This window comes from Sorangiineae bacterium MSr12523 (assembly GCA_037157775.1).
Taxonomy (GTDB): domain Bacteria; phylum Myxococcota_A; class Polyangia; order Polyangiales; family Polyangiaceae; genus Pendulispora; species Pendulispora brunnea.
Map to the genome: position 1 here is coordinate 11,210,993 of CP089982.1, position 15,175 is coordinate 11,226,167.

At 66.6% G+C, this 15,175-nt stretch carries 14 protein-coding genes and 1 pseudogene; 2 read left to right on the top strand and 13 right to left on the bottom strand.

The window, feature by feature from the left end:
* Positions 1 to 2: 2 nt before the first annotated feature.
* The 10 genes from LZC95_44290 to recA form a co-directional block, all read right to left on the bottom strand.
* A complete protein-coding gene (locus LZC95_44290) occupies positions 3 to 1,235 on the bottom strand; it encodes a hypothetical protein (GenBank protein ID WXA93463.1) in 1,233 nt (410 codons plus the stop codon).
* Complete coding sequence (locus LZC95_44295; GenBank protein ID WXA93464.1) at positions 1,232 to 3,934, bottom strand: phosphoenolpyruvate synthase; 2,703 nt, start codon at positions 3,932 to 3,934, stop codon at positions 1,232 to 1,234. The genes LZC95_44290 and LZC95_44295 overlap by 4 nt, the downstream gene beginning before the upstream one ends.
* A 36-nt stretch (positions 3,935 to 3,970) precedes the next feature.
* On the bottom strand, positions 3,971 to 4,969 hold the full coding sequence (locus tag LZC95_44300; GenBank protein WXA93465.1) for an esterase: 999 nt from the start codon (positions 4,967 to 4,969) through the stop codon (positions 3,971 to 3,973).
* Positions 4,969 to 5,340, bottom strand: a complete 372-nt coding sequence (locus tag LZC95_44305; GenBank protein WXA93466.1) for a hypothetical protein — start codon at positions 5,338 to 5,340, stop codon at positions 4,969 to 4,971. The genes LZC95_44300 and LZC95_44305 overlap by 1 nt, the downstream gene beginning before the upstream one ends.
* Positions 5,341 to 5,414: 74 nt before the next feature.
* A complete protein-coding gene (locus LZC95_44310; protein WXA93467.1) occupies positions 5,415 to 8,111 on the bottom strand; it encodes a hypothetical protein in 2,697 nt (898 codons plus the stop codon).
* A complete protein-coding gene (locus LZC95_44315) occupies positions 8,108 to 8,707 on the bottom strand; it encodes a hypothetical protein (GenBank protein WXA93468.1) in 600 nt (199 codons plus the stop codon). Before LZC95_44315 ends, LZC95_44310 begins: the two co-directional genes overlap by 4 nt.
* Positions 8,708 to 8,751: 44 nt before the next feature.
* Positions 8,752 to 9,636, bottom strand: a complete 885-nt coding sequence (locus LZC95_44320; GenBank protein ID WXA93469.1) for a hypothetical protein — start codon at positions 9,634 to 9,636, stop codon at positions 8,752 to 8,754.
* A gap of 231 nt (positions 9,637 to 9,867) precedes the next feature.
* Positions 9,868 to 10,365 carry a (2Fe-2S)-binding protein gene (locus LZC95_44325; protein WXA93470.1) on the bottom strand — a complete coding sequence of 166 codons (498 nt, stop codon included), beginning with the start codon at positions 10,363 to 10,365 and terminating at the stop codon, positions 9,868 to 9,870.
* Between the two features lie 30 nt (positions 10,366 to 10,395).
* Positions 10,396 to 10,869 (bottom strand): phosphohistidine phosphatase SixA, encoded by a 474-nt coding sequence (sixA, locus tag LZC95_44330; GenBank protein WXA93471.1) that lies wholly within the window; start codon positions 10,867 to 10,869, stop codon positions 10,396 to 10,398.
* A 215-nt stretch (positions 10,870 to 11,084) separates the two neighbouring features.
* Positions 11,085 to 12,263, bottom strand: a complete 1,179-nt coding sequence (recA, locus tag LZC95_44335; GenBank protein WXB00270.1) for a recombinase RecA — start codon at positions 12,261 to 12,263, stop codon at positions 11,085 to 11,087.
* Positions 12,264 to 12,751: 488 nt separating this feature from the next.
* On the opposite strand from recA, the gene LZC95_44340 reads away from it, so the two are divergent.
* Both LZC95_44340 and LZC95_44345 read left to right on the top strand, forming a co-directional pair.
* A complete protein-coding gene (locus LZC95_44340; GenBank protein ID WXA93472.1) occupies positions 12,752 to 13,066 on the top strand; it encodes a hypothetical protein in 315 nt (104 codons plus the stop codon).
* Positions 13,067 to 13,073: 7 nt separating this feature from the next.
* A complete protein-coding gene (locus tag LZC95_44345; GenBank protein WXA93473.1) occupies positions 13,074 to 13,814 on the top strand; it encodes a thioredoxin family protein in 741 nt (246 codons plus the stop codon).
* A gap of 83 nt (positions 13,815 to 13,897) precedes the next feature.
* Here LZC95_44345 and LZC95_44350 read toward each other — a convergent pair whose 3' ends face one another.
* The 3 genes and pseudogenes from LZC95_44350 to grxD form a co-directional block, all read right to left on the bottom strand.
* The gene (locus tag LZC95_44350; protein ID WXA93474.1) at positions 13,898 to 14,155 is read right to left on the bottom strand and encodes a BolA/IbaG family iron-sulfur metabolism protein; all 258 of its coding nucleotides are present in this window, start codon (positions 14,153 to 14,155) and stop codon (positions 13,898 to 13,900) included.
* A 9-nt stretch (positions 14,156 to 14,164) separates the two neighbouring features.
* On the bottom strand, positions 14,165 to 14,446 hold the full coding sequence (locus LZC95_44355) for a rhodanese-like domain-containing protein (protein ID WXB00271.1): 282 nt from the start codon (positions 14,444 to 14,446) through the stop codon (positions 14,165 to 14,167).
* Between the two features lie 381 nt (positions 14,447 to 14,827).
* Positions 14,828 to 15,142, bottom strand: a pseudogene (grxD, locus tag LZC95_44360) (Grx4 family monothiol glutaredoxin).
* Positions 15,143 to 15,175 lie beyond the last annotated feature (33 nt).

Genomic DNA, 15,175 nt, shown 5'->3' on the forward strand with positions numbered 1-15,175 from the left:
CCTCAGCGCAGCGACACGGGGGGCTTGGCGTGCAGCCAGGGGCGGAACCGCGCGCCGTCGTCGCAGAGGATTTCCCCCGAGCACGGGGCAGCCGCTTTTCCGGCGTCCGCGGCGGCCTTTCCGCCGTCTGCGGTGCCGGCGTCCGCGGGACGCAGGCCGCGGCACTCCTTGGCCAGCATCGCCGTCACATCGGCTTCGCTCACGCCCCAGAGCCGCGCACACACGAGGTTGTCCAGTGACGACGCGGCCAGGGCCGATGCATCCGCGGGTGCCTCCTTCACGAGAAGCGACTTCGGTCGGGCAGGGCACGCCTTTTTCGCGTAGACCGCGGCCACCTCGTCGGAGGACGAGAACGTGCCGTCCGGGCGCGAGTGCAAGGCCAACAGCGGCCCCGCCAAACGGCGCTCGGAGACACCGCAGCCGCTGCGTGGAAAGTCGGTCGCCGCAAGCGGCGAGCCTCCGTCAGTTATCTCCGGGGACTCGGCCGTGTAGACACCGTTGGTCAGCAGATCGGGCCGGCCATCGTCGTCGATGTCCTCCACCGCCCCGAACTCGGGAGCGGCGGCGTACGGCTCGATCTTCTTGCCCTTGAAGGTCCAGAGGCGCGCGTAGGGCTGCGAGACGCCATCGCGCCCCCAGCTTGCGCCGGTGAGGATCACTTCGTCCTCGCCGTCGTGGTCGTAGTCGAATGCGGTCGGCTGCTCCAGGTCGAGCGAGCGATCCACGCTCGAGACGAACGGCGCCTGCGGCAAGGTCACACGCTCGCCCTTGCCGGATACGTGCACCACGTCCCACAGCACTTCGACCTCGGTCGAGGCGTCCTTGGTGCGCACGCCCGTGGGAACCATGGCCCAGATGCCCGTGCCGCTGTGGGTGTGCGCGGCCACGCAGTGGGCGTCGCGGAAGAGATCCGGCAAGAGCCAGCCGGAGGCATCGCCCATCTCGGAGCCCAGCTTGCGCGAGGCCGTGGCCTCGATTTCCTTGGCAATCGTCTCGCACAGGCTCTCGGCGCGCGCAGCGTCGGTGCCGGCATCCTCGGCGTCGGCCGCGCCGGCTTCCGGCTCCGCGCCCGCATCCGGCGCCGCCGGCACGACATCGGCCGCGGCCTCGGCGGCCGCCGGCTTGTCCGTGTTCGCCTGGATCAGCTTTGCCACGAAAATCGCCAGCGCCAGAACGGCAATGATGACGCCGAACGACACGAGGACACGCCACGCTCCGCCGGTATTCGCCTTCATACTGACTCCCGCAAACGCTCCACCACGCCCCGGTCGCCGTCCACACGCACGCGATCTCCCGTGCGGATGATCCGCGTCGCGAAGGCCACGCTCACCACGCTCGGCACACCGAATTCGCGCGCCACCACGGCCGCATGCGAGAGCGGTCCGCCTAGCTCCGTCACCACGCCCGCGGCCATGAGGAAGAGGGGCGTCCAGCCCACGTCCGTCGTGTGCACGATGAGCACTTCGCCCGGCTCGAGCTCACCCATGCGATCCGCGCCGAGAATCACGCGGGCGCGCCCTTCGACGACGCCGGCGCTCGCGGGCACGCCGCGAAGCAGATCGCCGCCCGACGGCGGCAGCACCACCGGCGGCGGCGCACCGATGAACGTCGAGGGCGGATCGGGCCGTCCCTGATCCCGCGCGAACTCCGCCCGGCGCGCCCGCACCAGCGGCGCCAAATCGCGGCGCGACATTTCCAGGGCACGAACGATTTCGTCCACCGTGAGAAAGAACACGCTGTGGATGCCCGCGATCGGAGAGCCCGACGTCACGAGTGCGGCGTGATCTTGTGCGAGCTCGGGGGCCAGGCGCAAAAGCCGGCGATCGGCATCGAGGAAGACTTCGCGCAGCATGCCCAGCACACGCGTGACCCACGTGCGCATCCGCTCGCGCAGCCGCGCCGCCTTTTGGGCCCGCGCCACCAGGTGCCGTACCAAGGTTTGCTCGAGCACACCGAGGCGCGGCATCAACTTGAGCATCTCCGCATCGGCGTGGGCGCGCGCACGCGCCAGCGACGACTCGACCTCGCGCACTTGGCCGCGGATGGCCACGCGCAGCATCGTCAGCACCTGGCGCACGTCCTCGCGCCAGCGCGGCGTCGAGAGCTCCGCCTCGCGCACCGCGCGATCGCCGTACAACTCGAGAAAATTCGCGAGCGCACGGCGGGTGGGCCCTTCCGGGATGGCGTCGAGCCCCACCGTGGACTCGGAGTCGATCGCCGCGAACGCCGCCGGTTCGCGCCGCGCCAGCTCGGCCACGCGCATGATCCCGATGGCCGGGCGCGCGCTCTCGAGATCGCGAATGCCCGCCGTCAGCGCTTGCGCGAGGCGCTCGGCGACCAGGGGACCAAAGTTGCCCTTCGTCTTTTGGCTCTGGCCAATCTGCGCCAAGCTCGCCTTCAGCGCGAGGTGCGTGCCGAGCGCGCTCGAGGCGCAGGTGAGCATCACGGTGCCCGTGCGCTCGAGCAGCGCCTGCACGTCGCGGATGGTTCGCGCGAGCCCTTCGTCGGGCAAGATGGCCAAATCCAGCGCGTTGTGGGCTTTTTCGGCCTTCGTGGCGGCCTCCTCGAAGGCGTTCACGTCGGCATCGAGGCGCAGTTGCTCGCGCAAAAGGCGCGAGGCCGTCATGGGAAAGCGCGCGTAGAAGCCGCGCCGCGAGACGTCGGCGACTTGATGCGCCACCTCTTCGCCCGCCGAGCCGCCCGCGAGCTCCACCAAGGTGCGCGGGTCGAGCCACGGCACTTGCGCGGCGATGCGCATGAACTGCGTCAGGTTCAGATAGAAGCGCCCGTACACGTTGCCGACGAGGCGCGCGCTGCGCGGCACGCTGCAGCCAAGGGCAGCGAAGGCGCGGCGAAAGCCCGCCTCGCTGAAGTCGCCCGCAACGGACCACGTGAGCGGCGTGGCCACACCCGGCAGGGCTTCGCCCACGTTCACGCTGCTCCACACGGTGAAGGCGTTGCCGCCCTCGGGAAAGCCTTGACCGGTGATGGGCCGCGCTTGCACGAGCCAGGTGCGCTCGGCGTCGCACGCAAACTCGACGTCCCACGGTCCTGCGTCGAGCCGCTCGAGCCGCGAGGCGATGTCCGCAAGCTCCTCGATGCGCGTGGGGCCGAGCGCCGGTTTGTCCGGCTCGGCGACGCTCACCTCCTTCATGCCGCCATCGACCACGACGAGGGCGCGCGGTTTGCGCGCGATGACCGCCTCCATGAGGCGTCCGTGCGTGTCGATGCGAAGCATATCGGGCGTGCTCACGCCATCGACCACCGGCGAGCCCAACCCGACGGCCGCATTGACGATGCGCTGATCGCGCGAGAGCCATCCGCTGGTGGGCGGCTCGGGCGAGCGCGTGAACATCACGCCCGCGGCCTCGGCCTGCACCATGCGCTGCAGGACGACGCCCATGGACACGTCGCGCACGCCGTGCGCCGCAAGGTACGCGAGGGCGCGGCCCGAGGCGATGGACGCCCAGACCTCGCGCACCGCATCCGCGAGCGCTTCTTTCCCGTGAACCGCGAGCCGCGTCTCGGCGAGGCCGGCCATCGAGACGAGGGCCCCGTCTTCGCACGTCGCACTCGAGCGCACGGCAAGCCCCCACGGCGCCGTCGGGCCGATGGTTTCCCAGAGCTCGGCGAGTTCCTCTTCGAGCCCCTTGGGGAGCGGCGCGTTCAGCAGCTCCTGGCGCGCCTCGGCCGCGCGGGTGGAGCCGCTTCGCCCGCCGGCTGCACGCAAAAGCGAGCGCGGATCGCATCCGGGCGAAAGCTCGCGCAAGGTGGACTGAAAGGCCTGTTGGCCGAGGATCCACGCATCGGGCACGGGGAAGCCGTGCTTGGCGAGCCAGACGAGGCGGGAGGCTTTGCCGCCGATGGCACGCGCATCGTCGCCACCGCGTTTGCGGGTGAGCGCTTCGAGCGACGTGAGCCAGGGCGACGACATGGCTCGGCGATATTACTCATGTTTCGACGCGCAACGTCATCTCGCGAGCACCTGATCGTGCCAGAAGAGCAACTCGATCGCGCCCGGCCCGCGGTTGAAGACGTAATCGTGCGGCCCGGGCAGCACCGCGAAGTCATGGCCGATACCGGCCGCACGCCACGTTTCGCTCGTACGGGTGACGGCCCGGCGAAAACTGTCCCGTTCGCTCGTGGTCAGGCGCAATTTTAGGTCCGGGCGCCGGGCCCGCGCACTTTTCGCCAGCTCCGCCAGCTCGGCGGCGGCCACGCCGGTGTTGTGGATGGCGGGCTGCAACGCACCCACCGCCCCGAACACCGCCGGCTGCCCCAGCCCTGCACGAAGCGCCACGATGCCGCCCAGCGACACGCCGTCGATGCCGGTGGCCTCCGGCGAGGTGAGGGCGGGCGTCTCCGCGCGCACCCGCGGCAGAAGCTCCGTGGTCAGCGCGCGAGCGTACGCGTCCACGTCCTCCGCGCTGGACAGATTGAGGTCCGGCACATACGGACAGGCAATGATGAGGCGCCCAAAAGGGTGCTCCGCCAAGGCGCGGTTCAACTCGGCCAAATGGGCCGGGACGACGAGCCCTTCGAAATCGTCTTCCACCAGGGGCGGCGCCGACAGCCGCCCGAATGCGCGTTCGAGCGCATAATCCCGCGGCCAGCCCATGGCGCCGAGCGCGGGTCCTTTCAGCGCTTCGCCCCGCCCATGAAGGGCGATGACCACCGGAAATCGTTGCTCCGGCGCTCGTGCGCGGGGAACGACCACCACGGCCCGTTCGATGGGGCTCGGCAATGTCCATTCGAGAAGCGTGACCGCTCCGCGCGGTGCCTCGGCCAGTGCATCGACCGACGCGTCCGTTTCCGCCGCGGAAATGGCGGGAGGCGCGGCCTCGACAACGGGCTTCTCCTCAGCACCCTTTGCACTTTGACGGGATGCTGCATCCCGACGGCACGCCGCCCCCGCCCCCGCCAGCGAAGTTGCCAAGACCGAGAGCAAGGCGCTGCGCCGTGAGATCATTAGCCCTCAGGCAAGGTGGGCGCTTGGCCCGCAGCTCCCTTCACCAGATCCACCAGCGTGGGATCGGTCGCCAGTTGCTCGCGCAGCGCCTTCTTGATGGCGTCGAGGTGCGCGGGGGCGAGCCCCTGCAAATGCGCCGTGGCCTGGTCCAACTTGAGATCCAGATATCCGTTCAGGTCGATCTGACCTGCGCGGAGCTTTTCCAACGGTGAGGCCGCGGTCCCTTCCACCGCGCCCACGGAGCCAGCTTTTTCGGACTTTCCAGCCTTCTCAGCGAGCGTGGCCTCGAAGGACTGACCTGATTTTCCCACCTCCGCCGTCGTGTTCGTCGGCAGCGTGGGCCCCCCTTTACCGATGCGATCGATGCCCATGGCGTCCTCTCTTGACGATACTTCCATTCCACCTACGTGCACATCGGTCGCCGGCTCGAAGTCGTTTCCTCATTTTATTTCCATCCGATCGTTAGTCGTCGGACGCGCTCTTCCTCGGGTAGACCATCGCTGTAAAAAAGAGCTCCCTCAAGAAAAGCGAGCGAGATGTCCAGCGAGGGGGGGCCGCTCAGTGCGATGAGCGGAAAGACGCGCACCGGCGCGGCGGACGTGGCGGGATTCGGCGGAAGCTCCACGGCATCGAGCGAAAGCTCGTCACGCGTGCTTCGCGCGAGGATGGCGCGAAGCGGTCCTTGCGCCTGCACATTCTGGAACGCGATGGCCGTCGGGAAGCCCGGGCCCATGCCGGCGGTGCGAACAGGTTCGCGAACGGGCTGCCCGCTTGCGTCGAGCCACGCCACCATTGCGCCATAGGCGGCCGAGTTGTTCGGTTCCGTTCCCATGGGCGCCTCCTCGATCCAGCCAACGGCCACGCCATCGCCGGCCGGGGCCAGTACGGGCGACCGCGAATGGGCCGCCGTGGCCAGGACGCGCACCTCGCTCGTGCGCTTTGCATCGCTCGCGCGCAAGGTGGCGACGTACACGTCGGCGAATCCATCGTGCGGGCTGTCGCGCGGATCGGAAAAGGCGAGCCACACGCGATCGCCCTGCACCAGCATCGAGAGATCGCTCGCGTCGCCGGGGGCGCGGGTCACCCGTTCGGGTGGCGAGACCCGAAGCTCGGGCGAGACGCGTGCGGCGTAGACTTCCCCGTTGCCGTCCTTGCCGTCGACCCACGCGACGATCCATCCATTTTTGACCCAGCCCACGGCGACGTCGCTCGCGTCGCCGCGGTCGTTCGTCACCTGCTGCTCACGCAACTTCTTCCCGTGGCGATCGACACGCGCGAGGTGCACTTGCGGATCGCCACCGTCGCGCGCAACCCACGCCACCGCGGCGCCATCGTTTCCATCGGAGGCGATGGCTACGCCGCCGACGCTCAAGGCGCGGTTGGTGAGAAGCGCAGGCTTGTCGCGCGTCGCCCCTTTGGCGTCGAGGTCATACAAGCGGATCGTGTCGCCCGTGGCGATCGTGGTCGGCGGTGCCGGTGGCTGCTTCGACCCTGCGGGCTTGCGCCCACCGTCGCGTTTGTCCATCGCCGGTGGCGACGATACGAGCGCGAGCAAGGTGCCATCGCCCGCGCGGGCCGCGGCGAGATCGGTGAAGGCTTCGCGGGCGGCCACCGTGGTCAACGACACGGGGCGCGGTGCGTCGGGCGGAAGCGGCGGCACGAGCGGCGCTTTGTAGAGCGACGTGCGCGCGGCCACGTGCGCAGCATGCACTTGGCTGACCCCCGGCGCGCCATCCTGCAAGGGAACGGCCGCGAGCGCGAGGCATTCGCGCGCTTCTTTCCCGCCGCAATCGAGTCCCCACGCGAGCGCAGCGTCGCGCTGTTCGCGAAGGCGCATCGTTTCGACCTGAACGGGGGCGAACTTCTCGTCGAGCCGGAGGAACGTGGGCCCCGGCGACACGGCGGCGCATGCGTCCGCGCTCGACTTGAGCGGACATGCACGCGCGTTCACGAGCAGCCCCACGCCACGGCCCGCCGGCGCGAGAACCGGCACGGCGTTGCCCTCGAGCTCCAACGTGACGGCGGCGTCTTGTGCGAGCTTGCCGGCCGCGTCCATCTTCGCCACATGAAGCCGCCCGGAGCGGCCGGTGCGACCCGACTCGTCCCACGCGAGGGCAGCCGCATCGCCAAGGGACACGAGCCCCACGAGCTTGGCCCCGCCGATGGCCGTCACGGCCGGCATCGGCGTGCGCACCTTCTCCTTCGACGAGGCGCGTTCGTCGAGGGACACCGTCATGATCTGCGGGTCGAAGCCCGAGCGGTCCGTCCAGGCGAAGACCCAGGCATCGCCCACGGGCACCACATCGACGTCGCTGCCGACGAACGAACGCGCGGCGATGACCTCGGGGGCCCCCACCGCGCGCGCATCACCGTCGAGCTTCGTCCAGAGGAGGCTCGGCTTCTGCCCAGCCTCGCGCGAAACGAGTGCGAGCCCGGCCCCCATGGTGGTGGCGACCGCTTGCCAGCCGATCACGCCTTTGGCGAGTGGCGTGGGCACGCCGCGCGGACGGCCATCGGAATCGAGCGGCACGCCGAAGATGTTCGCCGACGAGTCGCGCGTTTCCTCGGCCCATACGCAGATGGCCCCGCGCGCCGTTGGAACGACCTCGACCCAAACGACGTTGTCGGTCGTGCGGGTGACCTCGATCACCTGGCCGCGGGCGTTGCCGTCGTCGGCGACCCCGACGAGCTGGATGGCCTTGCCCCGATCCGTGAGCGAGGTCCAGAGCGCCACGTACCCCGGCCTGGCTCCACCGGTGGGCCGCAAGACCAACATGTCGACGTCGCCGTTGGCCGTGGCGACCACCCGCGCATTCGCCGACGGTTTTCCGTTCGACGCGGCGATGGGGGCGGCCACGACCTTGCGCGCGGCGCCTTCCGACGCGATGTAGCCCACCATGGCCGTGCCGTCTCGGCGCGCAAGGTAGGGGCCCAAGGTGCGCTCGGGCACCGTGGCCACGAGGTACGACTCGAGCTCGGGCTTGCCGCGCATCGAGTCCGCCCCGCCCTTGTTCGCCGGCGCGGTGCTGTGGGTGACGCCTTGTGCGGAAAGCTTTGGCTTCGAACTGCCGCAAGCGCTCACGAGCGAGGCCACCGCCAGGGCGGCGAGCCGGATCCAACGGGTACGACGCGGCGCGGTCATCGACGGTAGATGACTTGGTCCGAGAACGTCTTCTTCAAGGTGATGACGCCGGCTTTGCTTCGGGGAAACGGCGCGCCGAGCAGCGCGTCGCGGATGCAATCGAAGAGCACTTTGTCGTGCACCTGCCCTTTGGGACCTTTGACGCCGATGAGGGTCCCCTCCTGATCGATCCCGAGCTCGACGATGATCTCCGCGTGCGGGCTCTTGCGCCGTTCGCGGGCCGCCGCGACGCACTTTTCCACTTCCACGTGACGGGTCTCCAAGGCTTCGTCGATGAACTCCGTCGCTTCCTGCGCGGTGTTGGCGAAGGGCCGCTGCGTCTTCGCACCTCCACCGGCGGGCACCGACGGGTTGCCCGCGTTCTCCTCTTTCGAGGGGACCGCACTCGCGTGCGTGGGTTGCGTCATCGGAGACGATGAAGATGGAGAAGAGGAGGTGGCGGGCGAACTCGCCGCGGTGGTATCGGTCGCATTCGGCGTCGGGGCCTTGGAGGCCGGCGTCTCGCCTTCCTGGTTGGACTTGTTGGAGCCTCCGCACGCGATCATGAGCGAGGCGGCAACGAGCCAAGCCGGCCAGAGCATCCCGGGAATTCGCATTCCCTCCTCTTATCAGAAGGAGAGGATCGGCGAATCAGAGAGCGCTACGAGCGGAGCAAGCGGCCAATGTGCGCCTTTTCCCAGCGAAGGGCGCGCTCGAAATGGCGGAAGTGCGTCTCACGCTCGCGGAACTCCGGCGGATGAAGCTGCCGGCGGCCCTCGCCGCCTTTGCGCTGCCGCTCGGTCGTCTTCGCGGGAATCACGTGGTGAAGCATCTCGTGGTAGACGATGTACGCCACGAAGTAGCGAGGCACCCAGGCCTTGTCGAGCGCCGGGTGGATGCGAATGAGACGCTCGGTCGAGCTGTAGCTTCCCAGCTTGATGGTGTGCCGCGAGCGGCTCTTGGCGGGGCGGCGACCGGCCTTGCCCCACGTGATGAGCGCATTGACCGAGTTGTTGAAGTACCGCGCGTTCAAGTCGTTGAAAAGAGCGAGCAAATCGTGATGCTCGCCAGCGGTGACCAGCTTTTGATGCCGCGGACGCGCCAGGCGGCCACCGTTCTCCTCGATGTAGTGCCCGATGCGAAGGCTCGAGTCGCGATCGCTATGCGTCACGTACCGAACGAGCGCGTTCACGATGCTGGGCGGCGCGTCGAGGAACATGTGGTGCACCCGGGCGCGAAGCATCCCGCGCTCCCAGTGGTGCGACACGATGGCGTGCCGGTTGTCGGTGATCGAAAGACTGACCGGACCCGGGTAGACCTTCATCAGCCGGCGCTCGAGCGCCTGCCGCGCACCCTCGTGAACGAACAGGTGCGGCGAGGCCGTCGGAAAGAGCTCGGCGATGTTGGCGCTCACGCGCTCGGGCACCCGGATGGCCACAGCCCCCATCGGGCGGGCGAGGGTCTTGCCACGTGCACCCGCAGCCGCGTGATCGCGGGTCATGCCCCACGCGGTTGGCTGCAGCGTCAGTACGGTCCGGGCGCCCATGGATGTCCTACCGGGCGAACTAGGAAATGGGTCCGGGGTTGTCAAGGAACCGGAAATCTATGAGCAATTCTCAATACATAGATGCGAGGCCTTTTGCCCCCAGAGAGCCCGGTTTGTGGTAGTTGTATGTAAGTAGAAGAAGGTAAGCCGTTTTCCCTTGACCCAGGGCCCCCGGCGCGCCAGCCACCTGGCCGATCGCCTGACCATCGCGACTTCGTACGCCGCGGGGGGTCACCCACCGTTTCGCTTGTCCAACACGCGGGGTCGCCATTCGACGCGCTCGCCGCGGCGCTCGTTCGAGCCCGACGAGGTCGAGGTTGGCGATGGGTGGGATGGGGACTCCCGCGTGCGGCGGGACGACGGCGGAAGCCCGAGACCATGGTCCTCGGCGCGCAGGCGTTCGGCTTTGCGGCGCTTTCGCTCCTCGACGATCTCCACCTCGGGCACCTGGACGACGATGGGGCCGGGCCCGGTCACCTTCGACTGACAGGCGAGGCGCAACCCGACGACCTTGGCGACGTTCCCAAGGTGCACGAGCTCTTGCGGACGAAGGGGCGAGAGGGAGTCCCCCCCGCGGACCACCGTGAGGCGGCAGAGTCCACACGATGCGACCCCGCCACACGACGTGGCGATGGGATAACCATTCGACTGGAGCACCTGGAGAAGGCTGCTCCCCTCCGGTGCATCGAAGGCAACGTCACTCGCCGCGATGCGAACTTTGGCGTGCACGTCCTTCAGTATACCCCGCCTTGGTCGTGTCTATCGTTTGAGGAATTGAAGCGCCTTCGGATCGAGGACGAACCGCAGGCGCGGGGGCACCTCGCTTTTGACGGTGATGGAAACGACCATCGCCTTCTCCACGTTGATGTGCAGGCCCGTGAGCTCGGCAATGAGACCGGAAAGATCCGGCTGGTGCCCCACGACCATGACGCGCTTTCGCCGCGCCGCCGACACCTCGCGCACCAAGTCCAGGGCACGGGCCCCCATGGCGAGCTCCCGGCGCGTCTCGATGGGCACTCCGATCTGGCACTCGGCATGGACGATCTCCGCCGTCTGGACGGCGCGCACCAGCGGGCTCGTGAGAATCACCTTGGGTGCCTCGCCATGGGTGGCGAGCGCCCGCGCCACCTGCCGCACGCGCTCCCGTCCACTGACGCTCAACACCCGATCATCGTCGCGGCCGCTCGGCGCAAAGTCCTCCGCGGGCCCATGCCTCATGACGTAGAGCTTCATCCTTCGGCGCTTATATCACCTACCTCTTCTAGAACGCCGAACAGGTTGTGGACCGAGTATTTTCGCCGAGGTCCGAGCAGCGCGAGGCGCTCCGACGAGATAACTGCTGTTGCCAATTTGAGGAGGAGCCACGAAGCGATGCGACGGAGGTCGGCGGAAAGACGACGGGAGCAGCCTGTTCGGCGTTCTAGAGAGGCCGCCGACGTAGCCCTTCGTCAATGAACCTTGCTGCCCGCCCCGTTGGCAGGACGCTTCGCATCCTTCGCGTCTTTTGCGTCCTTCGACTCCTTGGCTTCCTTGCCGCCATCTTTACCTGACGAGGTGGCGGGGGCCGCAGGTTCGGTGACGCCGATGCGTTTCACGCCGTGCTTCTGCAGGATCATGTGTTCGAGCTTGTCCATCAGCTCGGGGTGCGATTCGAGGTACGACTTGGCGTTCTCGCGGCCTTGACCGATGCGCTCCCCTTGGAAGGAGAACCAGGCGCCGCTCTTTTCGACCAGGCCCTGATCCGTGGCGAGATCGACGATGTCGCCCGCGCGCGAGATACCCTGTCCGTAAAGAATATCGAATTCCACTTCCCGGAAGGGAGGTGCCATTTTGTTCTTCACGACCTTCACGCGCGTGCGATTGCCGACCACCATGGGGTCTTTGCGGTCGCTCGAGGCGGCCGCTTCTTTGATGGCGCCGATGCGGCGAATATCGAGACGGATGGATGAATAGAACTTGAGTGCGTTGCCGCCGGTCGTCGTTTCGGGCGAACCGAACATGACTCCAATCTTCATACGAATTTGATTGATGAAGATGAGAAGGCAATTGGACTTCGATACCGTGGCCGTGAGTTTGCGCAGGGCTTGCGACATCAATCGCGCTTGCGTACCCACGTGGCTATCGCCCATGTCGCCTTCGATTTCCGCCTTGGGAACGAGGGCGGCCACCGAGTCGACGACCACGAGATCCACCGCGCCCGAGCGCACGAGCATGTCGGCAATCTCGAGGGCCTGCTCGCCGAAGTCGGGCTGCGAGACCAACAATTCATCGGTCTTCACGCCGAGGCGGCGCGCGTATGTGGGATCGAGCGCGTGCTCTGCATCGACGAATGCCGCAACACCACCTTGCTTTTGCACATTCGCAATTGCGTGAAGAGTGAGCGTCGTTTTGCCGCTCGACTCGGGCCCATACACTTCCATGATGCGTCCGCGGGGATAGCCGCCGATGCCCAACGCGAGATCGAGCCCGATGCTGCCGCTCGGAATGACGGGAAGCTCCGGCTGGAGGGTCTGCCCCTCCTTGAGCCGCATGATGGACCCTTTTCCGTATTCTTTCTCGATACTTGCAACCGCGAGCTCGATGGCCTTGCCCCGGTTTTTGTCGTCCTGTTTGTCGTTGATGCTCATGGCTCGGCTCGCTTGGTTGGAGAAGGTAAGGGTGGTTCTACTGCCAGTATGTTCAGGTGTCCAGTCTTTGCGACGTGGCGACGTAACTACACACCCAACAGTGGGTGATGCGCGTAGGAGCATGCGCGTCTGTGCGCGTCAACACACGCTAGAAGACACGGAGAAACACTGAAGAAATGCGCGAACGAAGAAGTGCCGTCTCATGCACTTCCAAATTGGACGAGGTACATGGTTTGCGTTAGGAACGTCACCATGAACCTCGCGGAGAAAGTCATTCACACGCCCTCGCCCCAAAAGGCTGAGGAATCGCGCATCCCCCAAGAACCGCCACCTAGGGAGCGTGAGAACTATTCGGCGGAGGAATTCGCTTCGGACGATGACCTTTACGCCAACCTTCCGTGCACGGACTGATTGGGCACGGTTGATACTGTGAAGATATAGGGCCCTAATTCAAAAAGGGGCGAAACCTGCGGCCGGTCCTCCAGCGTGTGGTTGATGAGCTTCTGGCGCGACACAGCGATCATGTATCGCTGGACGCGGTCGGTGAAGCGCTCGGCGCCTTGGCGGTGACGACGGACGAGATCGACGAGCTCATATGCGCGCTCGAGGATGCGGGCCGTAAGGTAGAAATCGATGACGGAGGGAGCGGTGTCGAACGATTGCGGCACGTTCTCGACGGGATACGTGTGCTCCGGGCACGACTGAATCGTGCGCCGACCCCGCAGGAGATCGCGGAGCATACCGGGCTCACCCTATTTGCGGTGAAGCATGCGCTGGCCCTTGCGCGCGTGATGCGGCAATAAGTGGCCCATGGCCTACGTGTATTTCTCGAAGTCGTTTGCGTGTGTTGCAGTCCTCGTTGGCGTCGGCACGCTCGCGGCGTGCGGGAAAAGCGCGCCTTCAGCCGAACCTGCCGGTGGTACGACGGCGGCCTCGTCTCCTCCTTCTGCAGAGCAGCAGACGGCCACGTCGACGAATGCCGCGAATGTCGCGGCAGCCGCGCCGCAGCAAGCGGAAGTCGGAAAACCCGCTCCGGATTTCACATTGCGGGATCTCGATGGCAAGTCGGTGAGCTTGCATGACTACCGCGGAAAAACGGTGGTGCTCGAGTGGTTCAATCCGGAGTGCCCGTTCGTGCGCAATGCGCACACGAAGGCCTCGCTGAAGACGTTCCCTGCCGAACAGATTTCGAAGGGCGTCGTGTGGTTGGCCATCAACTCGAATGCGCCCGGCAAGCAGGGCAACGGCGTGCCGGCCAATGCGGAGGGCAAGAAGAGGTACGCGATGCAGTACCCCATCTTGCTGGACGAGAGCGGTGAGACGGGCAAGCGCTACGGAGCAACCAACACGCCACACATGTTCGTGATCGACCCGCAAGGGGTGCTCGCGTACCAGGGTGCGATCGACAACTCGCCCGATGGCGAGGGCGAGTCGCCCACCGGTGGGAAACTCGTGAATTACGTGCAGGCTGCGCTTGGTGATTTGACCGCGGGACGTACCGTCTCGACCAAGAACACCAAGGCGTACGGCTGCAGTGTGAAGTACCGATAGACGCGTGCCGAGCGGACGCCCGCGTCCGCGCGCGCGGACGCATTCGTCCTGACGCAGGCCTACGCCGCCCTGCAAAATGACGTCTACGGAACGATGGTGCGCAGCGTATCGACCGCGTGCACGGGCGCGCCATCGCCGGCCATGAGGTGCGCAATGGCCGAGTAAACGAGACGCTGTGCGTCGACGCGGCCGAGGCCCGCAAATGCGGCGGACGTCACCGCGATGGTGTAGTGGCCGCCGCCGCCGGTGACCTCCGCCTTGCTGCCGGCAATCTTGGATTCGATGGCGGACGTGATGGCGGCAATGATGTCGCCTTTGAAGTTCGTCGGGTGGTCGCTCATGGCTGTCCCTTAATAGCGCGGAACGCTGGGATCGATGTCGCGCGACCAGGCGTCGATGCCGCCTTCCAAGTTGAAGACGCGCGTGAAGCCGGTGGAGAGAAAGCGCTCGGCGGCGGCGCGGCTGCGCATGCCGTGGTGGCAATGGAAGACGATGGTCGCGTCCTTGGGGAGGCCCTGCAGGTAATCGACGCCGTCGTCATCCAGGTGGCGAGCCATCTTCAAGGAAGCGATGGCGCGCTCCTCGGGGGTGCGCACGTCGAACAGCTCGAACTTGTCGCCGCGGTCGATCATCTCCTTGAAGGCCTTTACGGAGAGGGGCTGCACGCGCGGCGGAGCGTTGGGGTTCTCGATCTTGAAGCCGCCCTCACCGCCCGCACCGGAGACGAAGTCGATGTGCACGCCGTTCGCGCGTCGCGCGGTGGCCTGATCCATCAGGAGCACCAGCCCGTCGACCTCCACGAGAACGTCGTCCGCCTGCTTTTCGTCGATGAACAACTCGTGCTCGAAGTTCGACGGGATGTGCAAGCGCGGATGATCGTCCGAGCCGCCCAAGGCTTGCTTGAACGCGCCGACGGCGGCCGGGGACAACGTGACCTTCGGCCCCGCAGGCCCGGGTCCAGCGGAGGTCCCACCAGTGGACGGAGAACCGGCCAGGCCTTGAATACTTTGAAGCAGCGACGCAAGCTCACCGGAGGCCCGCATTTCCCGCACGATGTCGCAGCCGCCGACGAACTTACCGTCCACGTAAAGCTGCGGAATCGTCGGCCAGCTGGAGAAGGATTTGATTCCCTCACGCAGGGCTGGATCACTCAACACATTTACCGTCTTGTAGCTCGGCAAAAACTCGTCGAGGATGTTGACCACCTGCGCAGAAAATCCGCACTGCGGAAAATGGCGGTTCCCCTTCATGAAGAGAACGACCCGGTTTTCGCTTACGATTTCAGCGATCTGTGCGTGCGTGGGATTCGAACCGGTTGCATTGGCCATCGTACGTGACGAGCCATGCTATACGCCGGCAGT